The following is a 25,330-nucleotide window of genomic DNA, read 5'->3' on the forward strand; positions in this document are numbered from 1 at the left end:
ATCATGACCAAGCAACAAGACCCCTGGGGCACCGATGTCCTCGTTGATTTCGAGGACGGCATCGCCTGGGTGCAGATCAACCGCCCCGACAAGCGCAACGCCATGTCGGTCGGTCTGGCGCATGAGATGAACGCAACGCTCGATGCGCTGGAAATCGACGACCGCGCGGGCGTGATCGTGCTGACCGGCGTGGGCGAGGCGTTCTCGTCCGGCATGGACCTGAAGGACTTCTTCCGCGCCACCGATGGCGTGTCGGATGTCGAACGCATGCGCGCCTATCGCTCGACCCGCGCGTGGCAGTGGCGCACGCTGATGCATTACGCCAAGCCGACCATCGCCATGGTCAACGGCTGGTGCTTTGGCGGGGCCTTCACGCCGCTGATCTGCTGCGATCTGGCGATCTCGTCGGATGATGCGGTCTTTGGCCTGTCGGAAATCAACTGGGGCATCATCCCCGGCGGCGTGGTCTCCAAGGCGATCTCGACCGTGATGAGTGACCGCAAGGCGATGTATTACGTGATGACCGGCGAGAAATTCGACGGCAAGAAAGCCGCCGAGCTGAACCTGGTCAACGAATCCGTGCCCGCCGATCAGCTGCGCGCGCGCACGACCGAACTGGCGAAGGTGCTGTTGGAGAAGAACCCGACGGTGCTGCGTCAGGCGCGCATGGGGTATAAATACGCCCGCTACATGGATTGGGAGCAGGCGGCGGAATACCTGACCGCCAAGGGCGACCAGACCACTTTTGTGGACCCCGAAAAGGGCCGTCAGCAGGGTCTGAAACAGTTCCTCGACGACAAGACCTATCGCCCCGGCCTCGGCGCCTATTCGCGCGAGAGCTGAATGCGTCTGATCCCCGGTGACGAAGAGAGGATGCTGCGCGATTCAGCGCGGCGTCTGCTGGCGGGTGGGGCCTCGTGGGCTGACTTCGCCGAACAGGGCTGGCTGGCGCTGCCGGTGCCCGAGGCTTTCGGCGGTCTGGGCGGTGCTGCCAGCACGGTCGCCGTGCTGGCCGAGGAGATGGGCCGCGCGCGGGTGGTTGAGCGGTGGGTTGCCGGGGCCGTGCTGCCTGCCGTGCTGATCGACGCTTTGGCAAGCGAGGCGCAAAAGGCCCGCTGGCTGCCCGCGATGGCAGAGGGCACGCTGCGCGTGGCCTTCGCGCATGTCGAGCGGGGGGACGGGCTGCTGTCGGTCGCAACGCGCTGGGACGGTGCGCTGACCGGCGCGAAGGCGGCGGTGTTTGATGGCGACAAGGCCGGGCTGTTGCTGGTGACGGCTCAGACCCCGGCGGGGCTGGGCCTGTTCGCGGTGGCACCTGCGGGCCTGACGCCCTACGCCACCGTTGACGGCGGGATTGCGGCGGATCTGGTGCTGGACAGCACGCCGGGTGAGGTGCTGGGCGATCCGGCAGTGGACGCCAGCCCCGGCCTGCTGCAAGCCCTCGACCACGCCAATGCGGCGGCCTGTTCCGAGGCCGTCGGCGCGATGGCCGCGCTGCTGGAAGCGACGGTCAGCTATACGAAGGAGCGGGTGCAATTCGGCCAGCCGCTCGCGAAATTTCAGGCGCTGCGGCACCGCATGGCCGAGATGGCGGTCAAGCTGGAAGAGGCGCGCGCCTCGGCCCTGCTGGCGGCTTTGTCGCTGGGCATGGAACCCTTGGAGCGTGCGCGGGGTGTGTCCGGTGCGCGTGCCAAGATCGGCAAGCTGTCCCGCTCGGTGGCGCAAGAGGCGATCCAGTTGCATGGCGCGATGGGCTTCTCGGAGGAGATGCCAGTCGGCGGCTGGTTCAAGCGGCTCTATGCGCTGGAAAACACCTGGGGGGCCACGGCGTTCCACTTGCAGCGCTATGGCGAGGCCCTGCGTGACCCGGCGCTGCGCGAGCAAGGCTTGCTGCGGGCCGGCGCGGATGACGGCGGGATGAACCTTGCGCTGAGCAAGGACGATCTGGCCTTCCGCGATGAGGTGCGCGCGTTCTTTGACGCCACGCTCGACGCTGACACCAAACGGGCCGAGCGGCTGAACCCCTCGTTCCTGGCCCATCCCCCGATCGGGCTCAGCTGGCTGCAAAAGCTCCCCGCTGGCTGGGCCGCGCCCTCGTGGCCCGCTGAACATGGCGGGTCCGGCTGGACGCTGACGCAGCGCTACCTCTTTGACCAAGAAAGCGAGCGCGCCGGTGAGCCGCATTTCCGCGGTGCCAGTTTCAAGATGATCGCGCCGGTGTTGATGCGCTATGGCACGCCCGCGCAGCAAGCGCGTTATCTGCCGCGCATCCTGAACGGGCAGGATTTCTGGGCGCAGGGCTATTCCGAGCCGGGCTCGGGGTCCGATCTTGCCAGCCTGTCGTGCAAGGCGGTGCGCGACGGCGACAGCTATGTGGTGAACGGCTCAAAGATCTGGTCCACCCACGCCCACCACGCCACCCGCATGTTCGCGCTGGTGCGCACCGATGACAGCGGCAAGAAGCAACAGGGCATCAGTTTTCTGCTGATAGACATGAACGCGCCGGGTGTGTCGGTGAAACCGATCCGCTCGATCTGCGGCACGCATGAATTCAACCAGACGTTTTTCGACGCTGTGCGCGTCCCCGCCAGTGATCTGGTGGGGGCAGAGGGCGACGGGTGGGAGATCGCCAAGTACCTCTTGGAATTCGAGCGCGGCGGGGCTTTCGCCGGGGGGCTGCTGCGGGCGCTCTATGCGCGGTTGTGGCGGATGGCGGAAGCGTCGGGCCTGACCGATGATCCGCTGTTCATGGCCCGCTTTGCCGAAATCGGCACGGATATCGACGCCAATGACATGCTGGAACTGACGGCGATGTCGGCGGTGCAGGCGGGCGGCAATCCGGGCGCCGTGCCCTCATCCGTGATGAAGATCGAGCGCAGCCGCATCCGGCAGGCGATCACCGAGCTGGGGGCCTATAGCCTTGGCCCCGACGCGCTGCGGTGGGAGCCGCACCGGCCGCTGCACGATTTGCCGGTCGAGGAGGAGCTGGCTGAGGACCGCAAGGTCGCAAGTGCCGTTTACATCAATGCGCGCTCGCAGAGCATCTTTGGCGGTTCGAACGAGATCCAGCTGGAGATCATCGCGCGGGTGCTGTTGGGCTGAGGGGCTTGTCCCCCGCGCGCCCTCGCGGCACAACGGAGCACCCACAACGCAGCCCGGACCCATGGCCAAGACCACCCCCGCCACCCAAGCCTTGCTGCGCGCGAAACTGGCGTTCGAGCTGGTGCCCTATGACTATGACCCCGGTGCCGAACGCGTCGGTCTGCAGGCCGCCGCAGCGATGGGCGCGGACCCGGCGCAGGTGTTCAAGACGCTGATGGTCGATCTGGACGGCAACGCAGTCTGCGCGGTGCTGCCGTCCGATGCCGAGCTGAACATGAAGAAGCTGGCGGCAGCGCTGGGGGGCAAATCGGCGAAGATGATGCAGCCAGCGGATGCCGAGCGGCGCACGGGCTACAAGGTCGGCGGGGTCAGTCCGCTGGGACAGAAGCGCGCGGTGCCGACTGTGCTGGACGCCAGCGCCCATGATTGGCCGCAGATCTACGTGAACGGCGGGCAGCGCGGGTTGCAGATCCGCCTCGCGCCCGGTGATCTGGTAGCCGCCCTTCGCTGCACCGTCATCGACCTGCTGCGCTAACCTTCCTGCCCCAGCTTGCCGGGGTTCATGATGCCCTGCGGGTCCAGCGCGGCCTTGAGCGCCTTCATCAGATCGACCCCCGCCCCATGCTCGCGCCGCAGGTATTTCAGCTTGGAAATCCCCACGCCATGCTCGCCTGAAAACGTGCCTTCCATGTCCATCGTGCGCTGATAAAGGCGTTCGGCCAGACGCTCGGCCTCGGCCAGTTCCTCGGGGATTTCGGGCTTGATCAGATAACCGACGTGGAAATTCCCGTCGCCCACATGGCCGATGATCTTGACCGGAAAGGGGGCCGTATCGGCATCGGCGCGGGCGGCCAGAACCGCCTCGGCCAGCCGCGAGATCGGGACGCAGACATCGGTGGTATAGGTCTTGCAACCGGGGCGCAGGGACTGGTTGGAATAGATCGTTTCGTGCCGCGCCTTCCACAGCCGCGCGCGGTCTTCGGTCCGCGTGGACCAGTCGAAATCGGACCCGCCATTGCCCCGCGCCAGGTCGCGGACGGTTTCGGATTGCTCCTGCACCCAGCGCTCAGACCCGTGGAACTCCAGAAACAGCGTCGGCGCGCGTTTCAATCCCAGACCGGCATGAGCGTTGGCGGCATCGACCGCGACCTCGTCCAGAAACTCGATCCGCGCGACGGGCAGCGCGGATTGCATCGTCTCGACCACGGTCTGCACGGCCCCGGCCATGGTAGCGAAGCTGCAGATGGCCGAGGCGATGACTTCAGGGATCGGGTGCAACTTGACGGTAACTTCGGTGATCACGCCCAGCGTACCCTCGGCCCCGACAAAGAGCTTGGTCAGGTCATACCCGGTCGAGGATTTCTTGACCCGCCGCCCGGTGCTAACCACCTCGCCACTGGCGGTGACGACTTTCAGCGCGATGACCGTCTCGCGCATGGTGCCATAGCGCACGGCGGTGGTGCCCGACGCGCGGGTCGAGGCCATGCCGCCCAGCGACGCATCGGCACCGGGATCGACGGTGAACATCAGCCCGCTGTCGCGCAGATGCTCGTTCAGCTGTTTGCGGGTGACACCGGCCTGCACGACCGCGTCGAAATCTTCGGCATGGACGGCGAGGATCTTGTTCATCCGCGTCATGTCCAGACTGACGCCGCCGCGCAGCGGGATGGTGTGGCCCTCCATCGACGAGCCGGCACCGAAGGGCACGACGGGCGTGCCATGCGCCGCGCAGATTTTCACCGCCGTGACCACATCCGCCTCGGACTCGACAAATACCACGCCGTCGGGGCGGTGCAGGGGCTGGCGGCTCATGTCGTGGCCGTGGTGGTCGCGGACGGCGGGGTTGGTCGAGACCTTCTCGCCCAGCGCGGCGATCAGGTCGGTGACGGCAGCGCTCATGCGTCAAACCTCCAAGCGCCGGGATGATGCGTGGCGAGGGTGGCGATCTGATCGGTCGTGGTGACGCCCGATTGCGCCATCGCCAGCGTCAGCTCTTCGATCAGCGCGCCCGCCATATGCTGCGCACCCAGATCGCCGATGCCGCCCAGACCCAGCATGAACGCCCGTCCGGCAAAGACGCCCTTTGCCCCAAGCGCCAGCGCGCGCAGCACGTCAACGCCTGCGGTCACACCGCTGTCCAGCATCACCGTGGCGCGGCTGCCAACCGCCGCAGCAATGGCGGGCAGCATGTCGACGCTGGCGGGGGACGCGTCAAACTGGCGACCGCCGTGGTTCGACACCACGATCCCGTCGATGCCCAGCGAGACCGCCTTTTCGGCGTCCTTGGGATGCAGGATCCCCTTGACCATCATCGGCCCTTTCCAGCGGTCGCGCAGGCGGGCCAGCACCTCCCAATCAAAGCCGCCGCCGACGTGCTGGCCGACATAGCGGGCTGAAACGTCGCGACCGGGGCCTGAATACCGCTCGATATTGGCAAAGGTCGGGATGCCGCGCTTGGCGATGGCCAGCGCCCAGGGCCAGGCGATCCCGGCTTGCCAGAGCATCCCCGCCGTCAGCTTGAATGGCATGCCGAACCCGTTGCGCATGTCGCGCGGGCGCTTGGTGCGGGCAGGCACGTCCAGCGTCGCGGCCAGCACCTTGGCCCCGGCTGCATCGGCGCGCGCGGCCAGATCGAAGGTCACGCGGTGGTCATCGGCCGCCAGCGGATAAAGCTGGAACCACGTCACATCAGGGGCCAGCGCGCAAACGGTTTCAATCGTTTCGGTCGCCAGTGTGCCGACCATATAGGGGATGTTGCGCGCCTGCGCGGCCTGCGCGAAAAGGCGGGTCGCGCCGGGCCACATGATACCGTCAAAGCCGATCGGTGCGATGCCGATGGGGGCGGCGTAGCGGTGGCCGAACAGCTCGGTCTCGGGACTGGCAGCGCCGACGCTCACGCCATAGCGCGGCACCACCTGCACCGATTGCAGTGCCGCACGGTTGCGCGGCATGCCGGTTTCGTCCCCCGCCCCGCCTTGCAGGAACTCAAACGCAAAGCGCGGCATGCGCCAGCGCGCGCGGCGCTCCAGATCCGAGACCATCGGGTATTGGCGGCGCAGCTGGGCGAGGGTCGGGTCCATCAGTAACTCACAATAACCTCAAGCAGCGCCTGCTGCCCGGCTTTGGTGGCGGCCAGCGCGCGCTGGATCGCGGCGGGCAGATCGGCGCCATCTTCGACCCGCTCGGCATGCGCGCCATGCGCGCGGGCAATGGCGGCGTGGTCGGGCATCGCGTTCAGCGCGGTGATCGGCATGGTGTTGGCCTGCGCCGCCTTGCCTTCGGGGTACATGTACAGGGTCGAGCGGCGCACGGCGTTCCAGATGCCGTTGTTGAACACCACGGTCAGCAGCGGCAGACCCAGCGACGCGGCGGTCTGATGGCAGGCCACGGGGTTGGCAAACAGGTACGAGCCATCGCCGACACAGGCGATCACCTGCCGGTCCGGCGCGCCCAGTTGCACGCCCAGCGCCGCGGCCATGCCCCAGCCGAGGCCACCCGACAGGGGCGAGCCGAACAGCGTGTTGGGCGCGCGGAACTCCATGACCGAGGGATCGACGCCCAGCTCATTGACGAAGGTGGTCTTGTCGTCGGCGGCATCCGACAGGCATTTCGACACATAGGCCGGGTTCATCGGCCTGCCCTGACCCGCCGCGACGCGCTTGGCGACGCCTTCGGCGGCAGCCTGCCGAAAGGAGGCGACGCGGGCGCGGCGCTCGGTATGGGCGGTGTCGGTGGCGACCTCATCCAGCGCGGCGCTGAGTGCGTGCAGCGTGGGGGTGATCCCCCCGGCCAGCGAGATGTCGATGGGGAAGCCGCGCGCGGGCACCGCCTGATGCAGCGGGTCCGGCCCCAGCGCGATGATCACGCAATCCTCGGGCGGCTGCACGGCTTCGGGGATCCACGGCACCATGGCATTCAGCGCGACGATGACATCGGCGTCCTTGATCCAAGGCGTCGGCTCACGGCCTGCGTGCATCGGATGCGTCGTCGGCAGGGCCTGCCGGATCGACCAGTATTCCACCACCGGGATCGCGTGTTTCTCGGCCAGCGCCGCCAGCGGCTCGAACCCTGCCAGATGGTCGGGGCTTTGCGAGATGATCACCGGGCGCTTGGCCCCGGCCAGTGCCTTGGCGGCGGCGCGGACGGCGTCAGGATGCGCGGCGCCATACGAGGTCGGCGCGACATTCGAACCGGGGCGGTGCGGCGGCAGCGGCTTGGCTTCGGCCAGAACCTCACGCGGCAGGCTCAGGTATACCGGCCCACGCGGCTCGCTCATGGCGATGGACACAGCGCGGTCGACGATCGCCCCGCCCTGCTCGGGATAGCGCAGCTCATAGTCCCACTTGACCACCTCGCGGATCATCGCCGCCTGATCGCGCATCTCCTGCCCCCAGTGGATCGGCGACGAGCGCGACCCAAAGCGGTTGCCCTCGGTCAAGGGCGTGCGGCCCGAGCACATCACCACCGGGATATTCTCGGACTTGGCGTTGATCAGGCCCATGACCGCATTCGCCAGCCCGACGTTCACATGCACCATCACCCCCGCCGGTTTCCCGGTGGCAAGGTAATAGCCATGCGCCATGCCCAGCGCGACGTTTTCATGGGTGATCGTGTGCACCACCGGCAGGTCCAGCCCGCTTTCGGCGGTGTTGGCATAGGCCTCGATGATCGACGGGAAATCGGTGCCGCCATTGGCCAGCAGCACGTCAACCCCGGCGGATTTCAACCGGCTGAGAACGTCTTCGGCAGCGGTGGTGCCGGTGGGGGGCGTATAGGTCATGCGGGCCTCTTACGTGACGCTGATGGTGCGCGAGACGAGATAGGCATCAAGCCCCTCGGTCCCGACTTCGGAGCCAAGCCCGCTTTCCTTGATCCCGCCGAACGGGGTCTCGGGCATCGAGATGTTGAACGAGTTGATCGCGAACATGCCCGCCTCGATCTCATCCGACAAGCGGTGGATGTTGGAAAGCGACTGGGTGAAGGCATAGGCGGCCAGACCGAAGGGCAGGCTGTTGGCCTTGGCGATGCCGTCATCAAGGCCGCTGAAACGGTTCAGCACGGCGACCGGGCCAAAGGGTTCCTCGGTCATGATGCGCGCGTCGCCGGGGACATCGGCCAGCACGGTGGGGGCATAGAAGAACCCGTCGTTGCCGATCCGCTCACCGCCTGCCAGCAGCTTTGCGCCCTTGGCGACGGCGTCCTGCACCAGCGCCTCGATCCCGTCGCGGCGCCGCGCATGGACCATCGGCCCCATGACGGTGGCCGGGTCCATCCCGTCGCCAACCGTGAGCGCCTTGGCCCGCGCGGCGAAACCGGCGCAGAAGGCGTCATAGCTGGCGTCCTGAATATAAAAGCGCGTGGGCGAGACGCAGACCTGCCCGGCATTGCGGTATTTGCGCTGCACCGACTGGTCGAGCACCGCCTCTTGCGGCGCATCGTCAAACACCAGTACGGGCGCATGGCCGCCCAGCTCCATCGTCGTGCGCTTGACGGTATCGGCGGCCAGCTTGATCAGGTGTTTGCCCACCGGGATCGAGCCGGTGAAACTGATCTTGCGGATGATGGGCGAGGCGATCAGGTGGCGCGAAATGGTATCGGGCACGCCGAACACCACGGCGATCACCCCGGCAGGCACACCCGCATCGACCAGACAGCGCGCCACGGCGAGGGCCGAGGCGGGCGCTTCCTCACCCGGTTTGTAGATCATCGGACAGCCAGCGGCGAGGGCGGTGCCCAGCTTGCGCGTGGCGTTGCCGATGGGGAAGTTCCACGCCGAGAACCCGGCGGCGGGACCGACCGGCTGCTTGATCACGCTGAAGCGGGTATCACCGAACCGGCCCGGCGGGATACGGCCCCAGCTGCGCCGGGCTTCTTCGGCGAACCATTCGAGTTCCTCGCAGGCGACATGCACCTCGATCTTGCTCTCGAACAGCGGCTTGCCCATTTCCAGCGTCGCCAGCTGCGCGATGGCATCGCCGCGCTCGTGCAACAGATCGGCGGCGCGCTTCAGGATGCGCCCGCGCTCGCGCGGGTTCACTTTGCGCCACTTCGGGAACTCACGCTCGGCGGCGGCCAATGCGCGGTCCAGATCCTGCGCGGTGGCGTGAGGCACGCGGCCAATCGCGCGGCCGGTCGCCGGATTGACGATGGGTTCAGCGTGGCGGGCATCGGCCCCGATCCAGTCGCCGTCGATCAGCAGCTGCGGCTCGACATAGCCCGCAGGCGTGACACTCTCGGCCCCGTCTTGGAACGTGGTCATGAAAACTTCCCTCCCCGAACCGTAGAATTTTCGGCCCTTGCGTGCCGCCTCCGGTTTCGCTTTGATATAAGAAAGCCTGATATTGTCAACAACTCAGCCCTCGGTTAGCGTGGCGAAGTTTTGCTGATAGTGAATGGCATTCAAAATAGACAATCGACCGGGAAGCCCGACATGAGCACCGAATCATCCGCAACGCGTCAAGGACTGATCGGCGCGCCCCTGCCCCGGCGCGAGGATGTCGCGCTGCTGCAAGGACGCGGCCAATACGCCGACGATCTGCCCTTTGACGGCGCAGTTTTCGCCGTCTTCGCCCGCTCGCCCTATGGTCATGCGCGGCTGGACGCGGTGCAGGTCGAGGACGCGCGCGCCATGCCCGGCGTGCTGGCGGTGCTGACCGGCGCGGATCTGGCCGCGGCGGGGATCGGGCCCATTCCGCACGCCATCGGCTCGTCAAAGCGCGGCTCGGACAGGCCGCTCAGCCAGCGCGACGGCAGCGAGCGGCTGCGCACCCTGCACCACCCGTTGCCGCTGGACCGCGTGCGCTTTGCCGGTGAGGCCTATGCCGCCGTGATCGCCGAGACGATGGAGCAAGCCAAGGACGCCGCCGAGCTGATCGAGGCCGAGTTCGACGAACTCCCCGCCGTCACCAACGCGCTGGCCGCGCTGGCCGACGACGCGCCGCAGCTGTGGGACACCGTCCCCGGCAACCTGACGCTGGAGGCCGAACTGGGCGATGCGGCGGCGGTCGAGGCCGCCTTTGCTACAGCCACCCACCGCGTCCGCTTCACCAGCCAGATAAACCGCGTCACCGGCGTGCATATGGAACCGCGCACGGCGGCGGCGGCCTATGTCGACGGGCGCTATGTGATGCATTGCTCGGCCGGGATCGGCGTGGTGCAGGTGCGCGAGCAGATGGCGGCATCGCTGGGTGTGGGGCTTGAAGCGGTGCGCATCGTCGCCCCCGGCGATGTCGGCGGCAATTTCGGCACGCGCAACGCCACCTATCCAGAATGGGTGGTCATCGCCCATGCCGCCAAGCTGCTGGGTCGTCCGGTCAAGCACCGGGTCGAGCGGCTGGAGGCGTTTGTGTCTGACTATCAGGCGCGCGATCTGCATGTGGATGTGGAACTGGCGCTGGATGATGTCGGCACTTTCCTTGCCCTTCGCTGCGTGAACACCTCGAACCAGGGCGCGCACACGGTCAGCTACACACCGCTGAACAAGGGCGTGCAGCTGATGACCGGCGTGTACCGCGTGCCGGTCGCGCATGCGGTGGCGCGGGCGGTGGTGACGAACACGCCCTCGACCATCCCCTACCGCAGCGCCGGACGACCCGAGGCGATGTATGCCATCGAGCGCCTGGTCGATCTGGCCGCGCAGCAATGCGGCTTTGACCGGATCGCGCTGCGCCAGCGCAACATGATCCCCGTCGATGCCTTCCCCTACACCAACCCTTTCGGCGTCACCTATGACAGCGGCGACCATCTGGCGACGCTGGCCACGGCGATGCAGATCGGCGATGTTGCGGGGTTCGAGGCGCGGCGGGCCGAGGCGCGGACGCGCGGGATGTATCGCGGCATCGGTATTTCGAATTACATCGAAGGAGCGGGCGGCTATCCGCAAGAGCGCGCGGTGGTGAGCGTGCTTGAGGACCGGATTGAGGTCACGCTGGGCACGCAGGACACCGGACAGGGCCACCGCACCGCCTTTACCCAGTTGGTCGCGGAATGGTTCGGCCTGCCGTATGAGCAGGTCGTGCTGCGCACCGGCGACAGTGATTTCGTCACGCAAGGCGGCGGCTCGCATTCGGGGCGGTCCTTGCGCTTTGGCAGCATCGTCATGGACAAGGCGACCCGTGCGGTGATCGCCCGTGCCAAGGCGGTTTACGCCGCGTTGACCGGCGCGGCAGAAGTGGACTACGCCGAGGGATTGCTACGGGTGCCGGGCACCAATGAGGCGATGAGCCTGTTCGAGCTGAGCGCGCACACGCTGGACCCGCGCGTGCCGCTGGACCTGCAAGGCCCGCTGGCGGCGGAGTGTAACGAGGTCATCCCCGGCCTCGCCTTCCCCTATGGTGCGGCGGTGTGCGAGGTGGAAATCGACCCCGAAACCGGCGCGCTGACCATCCCGCGCTATGCCTCGGTCGATGATGTGGGCCGCGCGCTGAACCCGTTGATCCTGCACGGCCAGACCCATGGCGGCATCGTGCAGGGTGTGGGGCAAGCCTGGCATGAGGCGATCCGCTGGGACGGCGACGGGCAGGCGCTGACGGCCAGCCTGATGGACTATCAGATGCCGCGCGCGACCGACTTCCCGTCCTTTGACACCGCGCTCAGCGAGGTTCCGGCGACCAGCCACCCGATGGGCTTCCGCCCCGGCGGCGAGGGCGGCACGACCCCGGCACTGGGGGTTTTCATCAACGCGATTGCCAATGCGCTGGGCGATCTGGGCGTGCATCATGTCGAGATGCCGGCCACGCCCTTGCGGATCTGGGAAGCGATCAGGAGAGCACAGAATGACTGAGTTGAAGATCGAGCAAACCGGCGCGGTGCTGGAAATCACCCTGACCCGCGGCGACGCGGGCAACGCGCTGACCCCGGCGATGGCCGACGGCATCGCGGCGGCGGTGAGCGACCCCGCGCCCGAGGTCAGCGTGATATTGCTGCGCGCCGAAGGGCCGGATTTCTGCACCGGCCGCGCGCCGGTGATGCCGCCCAAGGGCGCGCGGATGACCGCGAACGACCTGCGCGCGCTGATCTCGGACCCGGTGCTGGCGTTTTACGACGCGCTGCGCTCGGCCCCGGTGCCGGTGGTCGCACGGGTGCAGGGGCGCGCGGCGGGGGTGGGTTGCGCTTTGGCGGCGCTGGCCGATGTGGCGATTGCGGCGGAGGACGCGGTGTTTTCGGTGCCCGAGATGAACCACGACATCGCCCCGACGCTGGTGATGGATGCGCTGGTCGACCGGCTGCCGCGCGCGGTGCTGGCGCGGCTGGTGCTGACGCGGCAGCCGGTCAGCGCGGCTGAGGCGCAGACGCTGGGGCTGATCGGCGTGGTGAGCGATGATCTGGACGGGGTGGTCGCGCAGGTGGTCGAGGCGCTGGCGAAAAACTCCCCGGCCGTGACGCGCGCGGTCAAGGCGTTCCTGCTGCGCGCGCCGGAATCGTCGGGGGCGACCCGCCGCGAACTGGCCGCGCTGCTCAACGCCAGCGCGACCGCCGAGCGGTTTCGTTAAAGGTCCAGCCCCGGGGTGGTCAGCGGTTCCAGCAGCGCGCGGGCGCGGTCGGAAACGCGGATCACCTTGCGCTTGTCGAGGTCAAAGTTGACCGCGATGGAATGCATCGTGCCATAGACCCGCCCGGTGATCGGATCGAGCATCCAGAACACCAGCTTCTGCACCTGCCCCTCAATCCCGGCCAGCCCGCCGCGCACCTCATAAGCGTCGCCAAGGCGCGGCCAGTCCAGATGCAGGATGCGGAACTCCACCACCGCGCCGCCAACGCGCTGCGGCACCTCGTCGGCGTTCTGGCTGATGATGTCGCGGAACGGACCGGTGAGCGAGCGGATGCCATCGGACACCGCACCGATAAAGCCCCACGCACCCATCAGCCCGAAGGCATCGGCACGATCCGGCCCGACAACGCCCATCGCCATCCGCTTGAGCCCCTGCGCGCGCTCAAGCGTAGCGGTCGTCTCCACCGGCCCGGTGCCGGTCGAGCGCGGCTGCGCAAGGTCGGGCAGATCAACCTTGCGGGCACTCGCCCGCTGCGCAAACTCCGCAGGCCATGCAACCGGCGTCTGAGAGCCGGGGACGACATGGCGCAGGCGGGTGCGGAAGGTCGCCTTGCATTCCAGCGTGTTCAGATCCTCAAGGATCAGCAGCGCCTCAAGCCCCGTCGCGTCCTGTGACAGCACCCCGCCGGTCATGCGCAGGGACGCCGAAGCGTGGGCTTCACGGTGAAAGCGGATGTGCATCTCTTCGACGCTGAACGTGCTGGCAGCGCGGGGGCTGGTCATGCCGGGCAGGCCAAGCTGCGCCAGCAGTGCCGCCAGCCCCTCGACCGCGCGGGCCACGTAGAACCGCGTGTTCATGTGCCCCATTTCGTCACATTCCCAAGTGTTTACGCCACCGCGCCACACTTCGGTTGTCAGATCGTCCATTCCCGTCTCCCGGCTTCCTGCCCGCAAGGTCTGAGGCAAGGTACGGGTCAGGGCAATGTAAGGCAAGTTGATACATGCCGCGCGCGCTGCTCAGGTTTTCCTTTACGAATACGGCGGCCTGACATTACGATATCATAACCGATTCAACATTATTGAACGCCAAGAGGCCGACATGACTGAATACCGCATCGGCCCCGCCGACCAGATCCCCGAGGGCGGCAGGCTTGTTGTCGACTGCGACGGCCAGGAGATCGGCGTGTTTTGCCTGCACGGCACGCTGCACGCCTGGCACAACCTCTGCCCGCATCGTCAGGGCCCGGTGTGTCAGGGCCGGATTTACGCGCGGGTGATCGAGCCGGTGGCGGCAGACGGCACCACCCGGCTGCTGGCCTATGACGAGGACGCGCAGCAGATCGTCTGCCCGTGGCATGGCTACGAATTCGATCTGCAGACCGGTCGGTGTCAGGGCCGCCCCACCCAGCGCCTGCGCCCGGCGCAGCTGCGTGTCGAGGCGGGGATCGTCTATGTCCGCCCCTGATCCCCTGCGCAATGACCACTACGGCTGGATCGACGAGGCCGCGCGCCAGCTCGACGCCGACGCCAGCGCCATGGTCGCCGAGGGGCTGGCGGCCCGCGTCTCGGATGAGGCCGTCGCGCAGCTGATGACCGCCGCGATCCGCCTCTATGCCGCCAAGACCGATGGCGAGGAACGCAGCTTTTGCCCACTGACCGGGGGCGGCGACGGCATCGCGCCGACCGAGCTGCTCACCGCCGTGTCCGAGTTGCTGCGCGCCCAACATCTCAGCCCGATGGAACTGGCTCTCTGGTTCCGCCACCGCCCGGAGTCCTTTGAATGACCCATGACGCCCGCCCCCTGAACGTGCAGGAAATCGACGTCTTCACCGACACGCGCGAGGTGCTGGCCCATGCCAACAAGGGCGCCAAGCAGCGCGGGTTTCAGGACTGGCTGATCTGCGATGTCGATGCGCATCACGTCGAAACCGTCAGCTGGCACGAGCTGGTGGAATACATCGAAGACCCGGTAATCCGGCATCAGGCGGTGATGTACCAGAAAGAAAAGATCGGCGGCGCACCCTATGGCCTGAACGGCGACAGCGGGTTGAAGTATCAGGACGTCGGCGGCCGCATCCCGCATCAGGCCGGGGTGCGCGAGCCGGTCGATGACACCTCGGTCCACCGCGACGTGACGCTGACCCGGCGCGCGATGCAGTCGCTGGGCGTGGACTATATGGTCCTGTTCCCCACGCCGATGCTGACCCTCGGCCTGCACCCGCAGCCGGAGATGGAGGTGCATCTGAGCCGCGCCTATAACCGCTGGCTGGTGGACAAGGTGCTGAAAGCCGACAACCGGATCAAGACGCTGGCCTATCTGCCCTTCAACACGCCCAAGGAAGCCGAGGCGATGATCGAGGAATTCGCCGATGAGCCCGGCGTCATCGGGTTCTGCGTGCCCTCAGTCCGGCACAAGGCCTTGCACCACAACGACTATATGCGCTGCTACGCGCGGCTGCAGGAGCTGGGCAAACCGATTGCGTTTCATGCCGCCTATCACTGGCAAGACCCCTCGCTGGCGACGGTGAACCGCTTTCTGGGCATGCACGCGCTGGGGTTCGCGTGGTGCAATATGGTCCACATGACCAACTGGATCCTGAACGGCATTCCGGAGCGCTTTCCGGGGCTAAGGAGCATCTGGGTGGAGAGTGGCCTGGCGTGGATACCCTTCCTGATGCAGCGGCTGGATGATCAGTACCTGATGCGCCCTTCGGAAGCGCCGCAGCTGAAGAAACTGCCCAGCGAATACATGCGCGAAAACTGCTGGTACACGACGCAACCGATGGAAACGACCAACATGAAGGCGCTGCAGGTCACGCTGGAGATGATCAACGCCGAGACGCAGCTGCTGTTCGCCTCGGACTGGCCGCATTTCGACTTTGACCTGCCGCAGGAAATCTACGACCTGCCCTTCCTGTCCGAACAGGCCAAGCGCAACATTCTGGGTCTGAACGCCGCCAAGCTGTTCGGGCTGGACCCAACCCCCGTCAAGACGCTGTGAGGCCGCGATGGACCGGGCCGGTAAACCCGTCTAGAACGTTTAAAAGCAGGCACGGGATCCCGCATGAAGCGCAGTGAGAAAGACGAAGACTGGTCGCAACGGCGCATCCAGTCGATCGAGGTGGGGTTCAAGGTGATCCGCGCAATGGAAAGCGCCGATGGCCCGTTGCCCCTGCGCGACATTGCTGCCGCTGCAGGCATGCCGCCGTCCAAGGCGCATCTCTATCTGGTCAGCTTCATCCGCGAGGGGCTGGTGCGTCAGGACCCGCACAGCGGTCACTACGGCTTGGGCAGCTTCGCCATCCAGCTGGGACATTCGGCGATCCGGCAGGTCGATATCGTCGATCTGGCGCGCGAAGAGCTGAGCGCCTTGCAGCAGGAAACCGGCTTTGCCGCCTACCTGTCACTGTGGGGCAATCGCGGGCCGGGGATCGTGTCCAAGGTCGACGGCTACAAGCAGGGCTCGCTGGCGGTGCGGCTGGGCTATGTACTACCTCTGTCGGCCTCGGCCACGGGGCAGGTGTTTCTGGCCTATCTCGACCGCAGCGAGACGAAACCGATCCTTGAGGACGAAATCCAGATCGCCCGCCACAGCGAGGAAAACTGGACCATCGCGCCCGAGCTGGCCAAAGACCCCGCCCGGCTGGACGCGCTGACCGACGAGATCCGCACGCGCGGCTACGCCACGTCCAAGAACAACATCAACGCCAATTTCGCCGCGATGGCGGCGCCGGTGTTTGATCATTCGGGGCGGATCACCGCGACGGTGACGGTGCTGGGGTCGGACAAGTCGATGACCGGCACCCGGGCAAAAGGGGTGACCAGCGCGTTGCTGGACACCACCGAAAGGTTGTCGCGCAGGCTGGGATACAGCCCGCGCGCACCCAAGGCTTAAAGCTTCAGGCCCATCAGCTTGACGGCGTTGTCCTGGAAGATCTTGCGGCGCAGCTCGTCCGACAGGTCCATCCGCTCGATCAGGTTGATCGTCTCACGGATGTAAAGCGGGCCGCCTTCGGGATCGAAGGGCGCGTCAGAGGCGAACATCACGCGGTCTTCGCCAAAGAACTCAATCGCATGCTCGATCGCCTTGCGCGAGCCGAACGACGCGGTATCGGCGTAGAATTCCTTGAAATACTCAAGGTGCGGACGCTTCAGCGACGTGCGCACCGTGGACAGGTCACGGTCCGAGGTCCGCTTGCCCATCTGGTCCCAACCCGGCCCAACCCGGCCCTCAAAGAACGGGATCATGCCGCCCGCGTGGTGGGTGATGACCTTGAGGTTCGGCCATTTGTCGAAGAACTGCGAGAACACCATGCGGGCCATCGCCGCCGAGGTCTCGTAGGGCCAGCCGAAGGTCCAGAAGATCTCGTATTCCGAGCGCGACTCGCTCTTGTAGTCCGAGAAATCCTGCCCGCGCGCCGGGTGCAGCCAGATCGGCTTGCCGACGCTGTCCATGTATTCAAAGAACGGCGCATAGGCTGGCAGATCCAGCGGCGTGCCGTTCACGTTGGTGAAGATCTGCATGCCCAGCGCACCCAGCTCTTCAATCGCGCGCTTGGATTCGGTCACCATCCCTTCGGGATGCGAGATCGGCACGGTGCCGACGAAACCGGGGAACCGCTCGGGGTATTTCTGGCACAGCTCGGCCATCGAATCCGACCCGATGCGCGACAGCTCCAGCGCAATCGCCGGATCGCCGAATTTCTCCAGCGGCGGCGAGGCCAGCGACAGGATCTGGCAATAATCCTCGCCGAACATGTCCATCACCTCGAACCGGCGGTCGAGATTGGTCATCATCGGCACATCGCCCGACCGCTTGGTCATATCGCTCATCGAGCCGATCTGCTTGATCAGCGCGTTGAAGAAGGGCTCAGGCCATATGTGGTTGAAAACGTCGATCTTTTTCATGGTTCCTCCGGTCGCGGTCCGCCCTGGCCGCGCAAATCTTCCCCGTCGTGCCCCCCGTGTGAGAGCGGCACGACAAGCGAGCGCTATTCAACATTGTATTTCCAAAATACACAATATCGAATATCAGGATTCCTGTCTTTGCTCGTCCCGAGGACGGCAGACAGCCACCAGAACCGCCGCACAGAGCGCCAGCATGACAGAACCCGCGCTGATTGCCGGCGCGCCCGGCGAAACCGCAGCGATCGCGACGTAAACGGCCATCACCGGCAGAACCGCCATGCGGTAGCGGCTGCGCGTCTGCACCGCCGATTGCACGAAAACCACGCAGGCAACCAACGCCAAGATCTCGCGCGGGATGGCCGGGGAGAAGAGGACAAAGGCTATGAAAACGATGGAAAACCACAGCCGCGTGCTGGCAAGAACCAGCGTTGCCACCCGGGGTGAGAAACGGCCAGCGTAGACAGGCGACAGGGCCACCAACAGCTTTTGCAGCACGAAGGTTTCTTTACCGACCAGCGTCACCAGCCGCCGAAAGCCCAGACGCGCCGTCGCCAAAGGCAAAGGCCTCGCGACCGTGTCCCGTTGCTCGTCACCCTCTGCACGAACGCGTCTGGTCGTGCGCAGCATCAATTCCTGAGTCGGTGCCCGGGGGAATGCCGCCTCGGTCGACGCAACCGCAAGGTTGAACTGAAAGGTCGTGTCCGGCGACCAGATCCCATGCTTGCGCTTGTTGTGCAAAGCCATGGCTGCCGCCGCCAGCATTGTCGGCAGAACCGCTGCCGCGAGCGCGCCCGGCGACCCGGGAAACGCCACCAGAGCATGGACCACGGCAAACACGGCCAGCACCGTAAAATCGACCCGAATCAGGAACCCGACCGCCGCCAGGGCGCCGATCCACAGCATGCCGTCCGGCGCGGCGATCGCCATTGCGAAGGCCAGCAGACACAGGCCCATCAGCGTGTCAGGCCACAGATGGATCGCCAACACCGCGCGCTCGGCTGACGCCAGCAGGATCAGCCCGGCGGCCAGCCCCGCCGCAAGGCCCGCCTGCTCACACGCAAACCAGCCGCCAATCCCCACCGTTGCCGAGGCAATGAGCGACACGATCAGCCGCGCCCGCCGCGCGACATCTGCCGCGTTCGTCTGCCGCGCAATCCAGACCGGCAGCGCCCCCAGGGGCACCCGCACCCAGACACTGCGAACCGGCGCGCCGGTGGCAATGGCCAGATAATCGCGCTCGTCCCCGATAAGGGTTTGCGGATCCAGCCGCGCCAGAACCGCGCGCTGCACCATGAAGGCGAGCAAAAACAGGCCGAGCCCCACCGCAGGCCCAAGCAATCCCTGCGCCGATACAATGCCGGTTTCCATGAGCGTCTCCCAACGGTCCAGCGCGCCTTTCGCAGCAAAGGCACGGATCGAATCGCCTGTCGGCGCCGCAACTGTCGTCAGATTTTCTTGCCCGCCCGCGCGACATCGCGCAACCGGCCAATGCAACAGCGCCAAACCGACGGGGCGTTGCCCGTCGCGCAAACAGTCCGGCAAAACAGCCCCCTGGACCGCAATGCGCCGCCTTGCAACAAGCCTGCCGCATCGCATCGGCACTACCGATACGCGACCGAAACGCTTGCCCAAAAGGCAATGGCATCTCTCAGCAATCAAAAGGAAACTTGGTGGAGCCTAGGGGGATCGAACCCCTGACCTCTTGCATGCCATGCAAGCGCTCTCCCAGCTGAGCTAAGGCCCCAAGTGCACCGTATGCCGTCACCGGCAGCGTCGTTGCGAGTGGCGGTTTAGGGCCTGCGCGGGGGAGATCAAGCGAAAACTTTGCCCCCGCGCGCAGGTTTTTTCGCCATGCTTGCGCATAAAGAAAACACGCGGACATCAGGGATGCCCGCGTGCTCACATGTCTCGATCGGCCCGGATTCGGGCGCGCTCAGCTGTCGTCGTCGCTGTCGGCGACATCGCCCAGCTCGTCGAACGAGACGGTATCGTCATCTTCGTCCTCGAGCAGATCGTCGTCGGCCTCGACCGTGACGTCGTCATCATCGTCCAGCAGCACGTCATCATCCGTTTCCAGATCCTTGACGACTTTCGGCTTGGCCTTGACGGCCTCGGCAGGAGCCGCGGACGACCCCTTGCGACCCGGAACGTCGATCGGAACGATCTCGCCGGTATAAGGGCTGATCACGGGCGACTTGTTCAGGTCAAAAAAGCGCTTGCCGGTGGTCGGGCAAATGCGCTTAACACCCCATTCTTCCTTGGGCATAGACGGTCCTTCCCATGCTTGGATCGACGCCGGTTGCCATAGTTGGATAGGGTTGTCAAAGCCTTTCCGCCGTTGTTTTGTCCCCCGGCAGGGGCCCTTCGCCCCGGAGCTCCCCGATGTTCAGCGACCCCGACCAGATCGAGCTTCCCGGCGACCCGCCTCTTGCGGTCCGCCTGCGGCGCTCGGGCCGCGCGCGTCGGGTGGCGCTGAGCGTCTCGCGACTGGATGGCACGGTGACGCTCACCCTGCCCACCCGTGCCTCCCTGCGCAGCGCGATGCGCTTTCTGGACGAACGGCGCGACTGGCTGGCGAACGCGGTCGCGGGGTTGGAAGGCCCGGTCATGGTCGGGCCCGGCACGGCGCTGCCGGTCGAGGGTACGCTGCTGACGCTGACCGCGGCACCGCTGAGCAGCGCCCGCATCGACGGCACGACCCTGCTCGTGCCCGCGGCCCGCCCGGTCGCGGGGGCGCTGGCCTATCTGCGGCTGCGCGCGCGCGATCGTCTGGCCGAGAGGGTGAACATCCACGCACAGACGCTGGGGTACAGCATCGGCAAGCTGACCCTGCGCGACACCCGTTCGCGCTGGGGGTCGTGCACGTCCACCGGCGATCTGATGTTTTGCTGGCGGCTGATCATGGCCCCGCCCCGCGTGCTGGACTATGTGGCGGCGCATGAGGTGGCGCACCGCGCGCAGATGAACCACTCTGCGGCCTTCTGGGCCGAAGTCGCTCACCTTTTCCCCGCACATGTCGAGGCCCGCCGCTGGCTCAAGCAACACGGACCAGCGTTGCATCGCTACCGCTTCAGCGCGTCTTGACGCTTTGGGATGCGTGTGATCACGCTGGGCGATGCAACGCCCGCTTCGCCCTGTCCTTGATCCTTCCGCCCTCTCGGCCCATGACCGCGTCTACCGTGCCCTGCGCACGCAGGTCATGCACGGCGAGCTTGCGCCGGGCCATGCCCTGACCCTGCGCGGCATCGCGCGGGATTTCGGTGTGTCGATGACCCCGGCGCGCGAATCGATCCAACGGCTGGTGGCCGAGGGGGCGCTGACCATGTCGGCCAGCGGACGCGTCTCGACGCCCGAGCTGGGCACTGAACGGATCGAAGAGCTGGCCTCCATCCGCGCGCTTCTGGAGCCCGAGCTTGGCAGCCGGGCCCTGCCCCGCGCGCATTCGGCACTGATCGACCGGATGGAGGCGATCAACGCCGCGAACACGGACGCCGTGCTGCGGCAAGACGCGGTGACCTATGTCCGCACCAATCTGGAATTCCACCGCACGCTCTATCTGCGCGCGCAAAGCCCGGCGATGCTGGCCATGGTGGAAACCATCTGGCTGCAACTCGGCCCCACCATGCGCGCCCTATACGGCCGCCTGCGCCGCAACACCCCCCTCCGCACCACCGCCTGATCCTCGCGGCCCTTCAGGCCGGGGACGAACCCGGACTGCGTCTGGCGATCTCGCACCGATGTGACCCAAGGCCTGCGCCACCTGACGCAGTAAGCGCCCGATCCCGGCACCCGGGGGACGCACGCGTCCCCCGGACCCCTTTGTGGATATTTGAAGAGCAAAGAAAGCTCGGTTAACAAAGCGTTAACGCCCTCTTTGCTCTTCAAATATCCCCAGGGGGTGAATTCGGCGTCAGCCGAAGAGGGGGCAGGAAGCCCCCTTCTTGCGCGCCGCGCCAGCGGCGCGCCGGGTCGCGCGAGGGCGCGGCGGCGTCAGCCGTCTCGGCCGAGGGCGAAACCCGCCCCTGCCCTCAGAACGCGACTTGATCGCCGCCTTTAAGCGCCAGAATCTCGCGGGCCTCGTCCGGCGTGGCCACGGCGTTGCCCAGATCCTCGATGATCCGCCGGATCTTGGCCACCTGTTGCGCGTTCGACGTGGCCAGTTCACCGCGCGCGATGAACAGGCTGTCTTCCAGCCCGACGCGCACATGCCCGCCCATCTGCGAGGCTGTTACCGCCATGGGGATCTGTGCTGCGCCGGCAGCCAGCACCGACCAGTGGTATTGATCGCCAAACAGCTTGTCCGCCGTGCGCTTCAGAAACACCAGATTCTCAACATCCGCGCCGATACCGCCCTGAATGCCCAGCACGAACTGCAGGAAGATCGGGGCCTGAAACAGCCCCTGATCCAGCATGCTCTTCAGGTTGTACAGATGCCCGACATCGTAGATCTCGTGCTCGAACTTGATGCCGTGCGGGGCCAACGTCTGCGCCGCCTCCTTGATATCCTTGAAGGTATTGCGGAAAATATTGCCTTCCGACCCTTCGACATAGGCCTTCTCCCAGTCGAACTTCCACGCCGTGTAGCGCGCCGCCAGCCCGTGGAAGCTGAAGTTCAGCGAGCCCATGTTCATCGAGCACATCTCGGGCGAGAAGGTCTTCGCCGGGGTGATCCGCTCTTGAATCGTTGCGGTCAGCGACCCGCCGGTCGAGATGTTCACCACCGCATCCGTCGCCTGCTTGATGCGAGCAAGGAAGGGCGAGAAATCCTTGGGGTCAATCGACGGAAAGCCGGTGTCATTGTTGCGCGCGTGCAGATGCAGGATCGCCGCCCCGGCCTCGGCCGCCGCAATCGCCTGTTCCGCGATCTGGTCATAGGTATAGGGCAGCGCATCCGACATCGTCGGCGTGTGGATCGCGCCGGTCAGCGCGCAGGTGATGATGGTCTTTGGCTTGCGTGCCATGGTATTTTCCTCCCGGAACGTCTGAAATTTTCGGGCGTCAGACGCCCAGTGCCGCCTCGGCCGCAGCGCCCAGCCGCAACAGACGGGCCTCGTGCCCCGCCCCCGCCATCAGCGAAATCCCGGTCGAGGGCACGCCCGTCGGCAGTGTCAGCGCGCAGAGGCCCATCAGGTTGCCGATTCTGCGTGTTGCGCAGGGTCATCAGGTTTTCGGCCGCAAAGAACGCGAGATCTGCCAGCAGATCATCGATCTTCTGCGGCACCGTCGCCACCGACGGAACCAGCACCGCGTCATAGCCCGCAACCGCCGTTTGCCACTGGACCCGCAACTCCTCAAGCCGTCGCCAGGCCTTGATGTACTCATGCGCCGGATACGCCGCACCCGACCGGAAGCGGTCACGCACCGGCGCGAACATCACATCGGGCTGGGCCTCGATCGCCGCGCCCCAGACGCCGTAGCATTCGGCGGCAAAGACGATCCCGGCCAGATCCATCGCCTCGGCCACGGCGGGAACCGCCGCATGGTCGATCCGCGCGCCCGCCTTGGCAAACCGCGCAACCGCGCTCTCGAAGCCCTTGGCCGGGGCCGGATGCACACCGTCCAGCGCCACGGTCTCCAGCACCAGCAGGCGCGTCCCGCCCAGCGTCGCGCCGCGCAGATCGGGCGCGGGTGAGGCGTCGAGCAAGCCGAAGGCCAGCGCCGCGTCCTCAACCGTGCGCGCCAGCGGGCCGACCGTGTCAAACCGCGGCGCCAGGGGCACCGCGCCGCGCAGAGACACGCGCCCGGCGGTGGTTTTCAGCCCCACGAGGTCATTCCACGCCGCCGGCACCCGCACCGAACCGCCGGTATCCGAGCCGATCGCCAGCGGCGCCAGCCCCCAGGCCACCGACGCCGCCGCACCCGAGGACGAGCCGCCCGGCACCGCCTCAGGATCATGAATATTCGGCGGTGTCTGCGTGACCGGGTTCAGGCCCAGCCCGGAAAACGCCAGCTCGGTCAGATGCGTCTTGCCCAGCGGCGGCAGGCCCGCGCCGGTCAGGCGGCTGACTACCTCGGCGTCATGCAGGGGCGTGCGGCCCTTGAGCAGCAGGCTGCCCGATTCGGTTGCCACCCCGGCGGTGTCGAACAGATCCTTCCACGAAACCGGCACCCCATCCAACACCCCGCGCCGCAGGCCCAGCTTGGCCCGGCCCCGCGCGGCGGCGGCAGTGTCCAGCGCCTGCTGTTTCATGGTGCGCGCATAAATACGGTCGCGGTAGGGATGCGCCGCGATGGCGTCCAGAAAGGCTTCGGTCAGGTCCACCGGGCAAATCTCGCCCGCCCCGATGCCGCGCCCCAGCGCCGCTGCGCTCATGCTGCGCCACTTCTCGCTCATACCTGCCCCCGTGTGATGCTGCGCGAACGCTAGCGCGCGCGCGTCGCATGGACAATCCCGCGCGCGTGGCTAGTTTGTCGGGCATGAAACATGACGCAGATATCCTGATTGTGGGCGGCGGGCTGAACGGCCCCGCTTTGGCGCTGGCGCTGGCGCAAGGGGGGCAGTCGGTTGCGGTAATCGACGCGCGCCCGGCCGGGTCGCGCGCCGAGCATGCCTTTGACGGGCGTGCCTATGCGCTGGCGCTGGCCTCGGTCCGGGTGCTGCAGGCGCTGGGGATCTGGCGGGGGCTGAAGGACAAGGCACAGCCGATCCTGGGGATCAAAGCCAGTCAGGGCCATGCCGGGCAAGGCCCGTCGCCGCTGTTTCTGGGCTTTGACGCCGCCGAAATCGAAGAAGGCGTCATGGGCCAGATGGTCGAAGACCGGCACCTCTATGCCGCGTTTCTCGATGGGATGGCGGCCGCCCCGGGCGTCACACTGCACTCGGGCGCACGGGTTGTCGCGCAAGAGACCAGCCCGCAGGGCGTGGCGGTGACGCTGGACGACGGGCGCGTGCTGCGCGGGCGGGTGCTGGTCGGCTGCGACGGGCGCGACAGCGCCGTGGCCCAGCGCGCCGGGATCAAGCGCTGGGGCTGGGATTATGGCCAGACGGGGCTGGTCTGCGCGATTGCGCATGAGCGCCCGCATGAGGGCGTGGCGCATCAGTTTTTCATGCCGCCGGGACCGCTGGCGATCCTGCCGCTGCCGGGAAACCGGTCGTCGATTGTCTGGAGCGAGCGGACAGAAACGGCTGCGGCGATTCAGGCACTGAGTGACGCGGACTATCTGGAAGTCCTGCGCCCCCGGTTCGGGGATTTTCTGGGCCAGATCACGTTGGCAGGCAAACGCTTTGCCTACCCCCTACGGCTGACCATCGCCGAGCGCTTCGTCGCGCAGCGGCTGGCACTGGTCGGCGATGCGGCGCATGGCGTGCATCCGATCGCCGGACAGGGCCTGAACCTGGGGCTGCGCGATGTGGCCGCGCTGGCCGAAGTGCTGATCGAGGCCGCGCGGCGCGGTGAAGATATCGGCGCACCGGATGTGCTGGACCGGTATCAGGCGTGGCGCCGGTTCGACGTGACGCGGATGGCGCTGGGGATGGATGCGGTGAACCGGCTCTTCTCGAACGCCAACCCCTTGCTCGAAGCGGTCCGGGGGCTGGGACTGGGCGCCGTCAACGCCCTGCCCGGCCTGCGCCGTCACTTCATCCGCGAAGCTGCCGGGCTGAATGCCGCCGAGCCGCGGTTGATGCAGGGTGAACCGGTCTAAGGGTTCGCGGCTCGGGGGGCATCGAGCCCCCTCTCGCCGCGGCGCGCGTACCGCGCGCAGGGGGCCAGCCCCCTCGGCCTTGCGGCCTCACCCCCGGCGCATTTAGGGCAAGATGAAAGCGCTTGGATGCGCGAACAATTTATCTAAAATTCGCGATACTCATGAGCACCGGCCTACGACATCGCA

The 25,330-nt window shown here is 66.6% G+C and carries 20 protein-coding genes, 1 tRNA gene and 2 pseudogenes; 12 read left to right on the forward strand and 11 right to left on the reverse strand.

Annotated features, from left to right (window positions below; translation table 11 throughout):
• Positions 1-3 precede the first annotated feature (3 nt).
• From OKW52_RS00280 to ybaK, 3 genes are all read left to right on the forward strand, one after another.
• Complete coding sequence (locus OKW52_RS00280) at positions 4-843, forward strand: p-hydroxycinnamoyl CoA hydratase/lyase (protein WP_264503926.1); 840 nt, start codon at positions 4-6, stop codon at positions 841-843.
• Positions 844-3,102 (forward strand): acyl-CoA dehydrogenase, encoded by a 2,259-nt coding sequence (locus OKW52_RS00285; protein WP_264503927.1) that lies wholly within the window; start codon positions 844-846, stop codon positions 3,100-3,102.
• A gap of 61 nt (positions 3,103-3,163) precedes the next feature.
• Entirely contained in the window at positions 3,164-3,637 is a 474-nt protein-coding gene (ybaK, locus tag OKW52_RS00290) for a Cys-tRNA(Pro) deacylase (protein WP_264503928.1), read from the forward strand.
• Here ybaK and OKW52_RS00295 read toward each other — a convergent pair.
• The 4 genes from OKW52_RS00295 to OKW52_RS00310 are packed head-to-tail and all read right to left on the reverse strand — an operon-like array spanning position 3,634 to position 9,361.
• A complete protein-coding gene (locus OKW52_RS00295) occupies positions 3,634-5,001 on the reverse strand; it encodes an FAD-binding oxidoreductase (RefSeq protein ID WP_264503929.1) in 1,368 nt (455 codons plus the stop codon). The two genes, ybaK and OKW52_RS00295, sit on opposite strands and share 4 nt — an antisense overlap.
• The gene (locus tag OKW52_RS00300) at positions 4,998-6,182 is read right to left on the reverse strand and encodes an alpha-hydroxy acid oxidase (RefSeq protein ID WP_264503930.1); all 1,185 of its coding nucleotides are present in this window, start codon (positions 6,180-6,182) and stop codon (positions 4,998-5,000) included. Before OKW52_RS00300 ends, OKW52_RS00295 begins: the two co-directional genes overlap by 4 nt.
• Positions 6,182-7,882 (reverse strand): thiamine pyrophosphate-requiring protein, encoded by a 1,701-nt coding sequence (locus OKW52_RS00305; RefSeq protein WP_264503931.1) that lies wholly within the window; start codon positions 7,880-7,882, stop codon positions 6,182-6,184. The genes OKW52_RS00300 and OKW52_RS00305 overlap by 1 nt, the downstream gene beginning before the upstream one ends.
• Before the next feature lie 9 nt (positions 7,883-7,891).
• Positions 7,892-9,361: an NAD-dependent succinate-semialdehyde dehydrogenase gene (locus OKW52_RS00310; RefSeq protein ID WP_264503932.1), complete on the reverse strand. Its 1,470-nt coding sequence runs from the start codon at positions 9,359-9,361 to the stop codon at positions 7,892-7,894.
• A gap of 171 nt (positions 9,362-9,532) precedes the next feature.
• Between OKW52_RS00310 and OKW52_RS00315 the strand changes: the two genes are divergently transcribed.
• Both OKW52_RS00315 and OKW52_RS00320 read left to right on the forward strand, forming a co-directional pair.
• Complete coding sequence (locus tag OKW52_RS00315) at positions 9,533-11,884, forward strand: xanthine dehydrogenase family protein molybdopterin-binding subunit (RefSeq protein ID WP_264503933.1); 2,352 nt, start codon at positions 9,533-9,535, stop codon at positions 11,882-11,884.
• Positions 11,877-12,593, forward strand: a complete 717-nt coding sequence (locus tag OKW52_RS00320; protein ID WP_264503934.1) for an enoyl-CoA hydratase/isomerase family protein — start codon at positions 11,877-11,879, stop codon at positions 12,591-12,593. Before OKW52_RS00315 ends, OKW52_RS00320 begins: the two co-directional genes overlap by 8 nt.
• On the opposite strand, the gene OKW52_RS00325 is transcribed toward OKW52_RS00320, so the two are convergent.
• Complete coding sequence (locus OKW52_RS00325) at positions 12,590-13,519, reverse strand: thioesterase family protein (protein ID WP_264503935.1); 930 nt, start codon at positions 13,517-13,519, stop codon at positions 12,590-12,592. The genes OKW52_RS00320 and OKW52_RS00325 overlap by 4 nt on opposite strands.
• A 172-nt stretch (positions 13,520-13,691) precedes the next feature.
• Here OKW52_RS00325 and OKW52_RS00330 point away from each other — a divergent pair, with 172 nt between their 5' ends.
• The 4 genes from OKW52_RS00330 to OKW52_RS00345 all read left to right on the forward strand — a co-directional run bounded on the left by OKW52_RS00330 (position 13,692) and on the right by OKW52_RS00345 (position 16,487).
• Positions 13,692-14,057 carry a Rieske (2Fe-2S) protein gene (locus tag OKW52_RS00330; protein ID WP_264503936.1) on the forward strand — a complete coding sequence of 122 codons (366 nt, stop codon included), beginning with the start codon at positions 13,692-13,694 and terminating at the stop codon, positions 14,055-14,057.
• Positions 14,044-14,376 (forward strand): hypothetical protein, encoded by a 333-nt coding sequence (locus tag OKW52_RS00335; RefSeq protein WP_264503937.1) that lies wholly within the window; start codon positions 14,044-14,046, stop codon positions 14,374-14,376. The genes OKW52_RS00330 and OKW52_RS00335 overlap by 14 nt, the downstream gene beginning before the upstream one ends.
• Positions 14,373-15,593, forward strand: coding sequence for an amidohydrolase family protein (locus tag OKW52_RS00340; RefSeq protein WP_264503938.1), 1,221 nt, complete (start codon positions 14,373-14,375; stop codon positions 15,591-15,593). The genes OKW52_RS00335 and OKW52_RS00340 overlap by 4 nt, the downstream gene beginning before the upstream one ends.
• Before the next feature lie 63 nt (positions 15,594-15,656).
• Positions 15,657-16,487, forward strand: coding sequence for an IclR family transcriptional regulator (locus OKW52_RS00345; protein ID WP_264503939.1), 831 nt, complete (start codon positions 15,657-15,659; stop codon positions 16,485-16,487).
• Here the strand turns inward: OKW52_RS00345 and OKW52_RS00350 are convergent.
• From OKW52_RS00350 to OKW52_RS00365, 4 genes are all read right to left on the reverse strand, one after another.
• Positions 16,484-17,500, reverse strand: coding sequence for an amidohydrolase family protein (locus OKW52_RS00350; protein ID WP_127107016.1), 1,017 nt, complete (start codon positions 17,498-17,500; stop codon positions 16,484-16,486). The two genes, OKW52_RS00345 and OKW52_RS00350, sit on opposite strands and share 4 nt — an antisense overlap.
• Before the next feature lie 123 nt (positions 17,501-17,623).
• Positions 17,624-18,868 carry a hypothetical protein gene (locus OKW52_RS00355; RefSeq protein WP_264503940.1) on the reverse strand — a complete coding sequence of 415 codons (1,245 nt, stop codon included), beginning with the start codon at positions 18,866-18,868 and terminating at the stop codon, positions 17,624-17,626.
• A gap of 300 nt (positions 18,869-19,168) precedes the next feature.
• Positions 19,169-19,244, reverse strand: a tRNA-Ala gene (locus OKW52_RS00360).
• Between the two features lie 189 nt (positions 19,245-19,433).
• Entirely contained in the window at positions 19,434-19,766 is a 333-nt protein-coding gene (locus OKW52_RS00365; RefSeq protein ID WP_264503941.1) for a TIGR02300 family protein, read from the reverse strand.
• Between the two features lie 116 nt (positions 19,767-19,882).
• Between OKW52_RS00365 and OKW52_RS00370 the strand changes: the two genes are divergently transcribed.
• Entirely contained in the window at positions 19,883-20,584 is a 702-nt protein-coding gene (locus tag OKW52_RS00370; protein WP_264503942.1) for a M48 family metallopeptidase, read from the forward strand.
• Positions 20,585-20,615: 31 nt separating this feature from the next.
• A pseudogene (locus OKW52_RS00375) lies at positions 20,616-21,272 on the forward strand (GntR family transcriptional regulator).
• 256 nt (positions 21,273-21,528) lie between these two features.
• Here OKW52_RS00375 and OKW52_RS00380 read toward each other — a convergent pair.
• Positions 21,529-22,461, reverse strand: a complete 933-nt coding sequence (locus OKW52_RS00380; protein ID WP_264503943.1) for a BKACE family enzyme — start codon at positions 22,459-22,461, stop codon at positions 21,529-21,531.
• A gap of 37 nt (positions 22,462-22,498) precedes the next feature.
• A pseudogene (locus tag OKW52_RS00385) lies at positions 22,499-23,834 on the reverse strand (amidase).
• 83 nt (positions 23,835-23,917) lie between these two features.
• Here OKW52_RS00385 and OKW52_RS00390 point away from each other — a divergent pair.
• A complete protein-coding gene (locus OKW52_RS00390; protein WP_264503944.1) occupies positions 23,918-25,144 on the forward strand; it encodes an FAD-dependent monooxygenase in 1,227 nt (408 codons plus the stop codon).
• Positions 25,145-25,330: the final 186 nt, after the last annotated feature.

The sequence above is a fragment of the Pararhodobacter zhoushanensis genome (genome assembly GCF_025949695.1).
In the GTDB taxonomy this organism is placed as follows: domain Bacteria; phylum Pseudomonadota; class Alphaproteobacteria; order Rhodobacterales; family Rhodobacteraceae; genus Pararhodobacter; species Pararhodobacter zhoushanensis_A.

Bases quoted from the DNA above. Each gene is read 5' to 3' on its own strand.
- OKW52_RS00280 (WP_264503926.1), top strand. From the start codon at position 4: ATGACCAAGCAACAAGACCCCTGGGGCACCGATGTCCTCGTTGATTTC.
- OKW52_RS00285 (WP_264503927.1), top strand. From the start codon at position 844: ATGCGTCTGATCCCCGGTGACGAAGAGAGGATGCTGCGCGATTCAGCG.
- OKW52_RS00300 (WP_264503930.1), bottom strand. From the start codon at position 6,182: ATGGACCCGACCCTCGCCCAGCTGCGCCGCCAATACCCGATGGTCTCG.
- ybaK (WP_264503928.1), top strand. From the start codon at position 3,164: ATGGCCAAGACCACCCCCGCCACCCAAGCCTTGCTGCGCGCGAAACTG.
- OKW52_RS00330 (WP_264503936.1), top strand. From the start codon at position 13,692: ATGACTGAATACCGCATCGGCCCCGCCGACCAGATCCCCGAGGGCGGC.
- OKW52_RS00305 (WP_264503931.1), bottom strand. From the start codon at position 7,882: ATGACCTATACGCCCCCCACCGGCACCACCGCTGCCGAAGACGTTCTC.
- OKW52_RS00390 (WP_264503944.1), top strand. From the start codon at position 23,918: ATGAAACATGACGCAGATATCCTGATTGTGGGCGGCGGGCTGAACGGC.
- OKW52_RS00340 (WP_264503938.1), top strand. From the start codon at position 14,373: ATGACCCATGACGCCCGCCCCCTGAACGTGCAGGAAATCGACGTCTTC.
- OKW52_RS00370 (WP_264503942.1), top strand. From the start codon at position 19,883: ATGTTCAGCGACCCCGACCAGATCGAGCTTCCCGGCGACCCGCCTCTT.
- OKW52_RS00310 (WP_264503932.1), bottom strand. From the start codon at position 9,361: ATGACCACGTTCCAAGACGGGGCCGAGAGTGTCACGCCTGCGGGCTAT.
- OKW52_RS00320 (WP_264503934.1), top strand. From the start codon at position 11,877: ATGACTGAGTTGAAGATCGAGCAAACCGGCGCGGTGCTGGAAATCACC.
- OKW52_RS00335 (WP_264503937.1), top strand. From the start codon at position 14,044: ATGTCCGCCCCTGATCCCCTGCGCAATGACCACTACGGCTGGATCGAC.
- OKW52_RS00295 (WP_264503929.1), bottom strand. From the start codon at position 5,001: ATGAGCGCTGCCGTCACCGACCTGATCGCCGCGCTGGGCGAGAAGGTC.
- OKW52_RS00315 (WP_264503933.1), top strand. From the start codon at position 9,533: ATGAGCACCGAATCATCCGCAACGCGTCAAGGACTGATCGGCGCGCCC.
- OKW52_RS00325 (WP_264503935.1), bottom strand. From the start codon at position 13,519: ATGGACGATCTGACAACCGAAGTGTGGCGCGGTGGCGTAAACACTTGG.
- OKW52_RS00365 (WP_264503941.1), bottom strand. From the start codon at position 19,766: ATGCCCAAGGAAGAATGGGGTGTTAAGCGCATTTGCCCGACCACCGGC.
- OKW52_RS00350 (WP_127107016.1), bottom strand. From the start codon at position 17,500: ATGAAAAAGATCGACGTTTTCAACCACATATGGCCTGAGCCCTTCTTC.
- OKW52_RS00380 (WP_264503943.1), bottom strand. From the start codon at position 22,461: ATGGCACGCAAGCCAAAGACCATCATCACCTGCGCGCTGACCGGCGCG.
- OKW52_RS00345 (WP_264503939.1), top strand. From the start codon at position 15,657: ATGAAGCGCAGTGAGAAAGACGAAGACTGGTCGCAACGGCGCATCCAG.
- OKW52_RS00355 (WP_264503940.1), bottom strand. From the start codon at position 18,868: ATGGAAACCGGCATTGTATCGGCGCAGGGATTGCTTGGGCCTGCGGTG.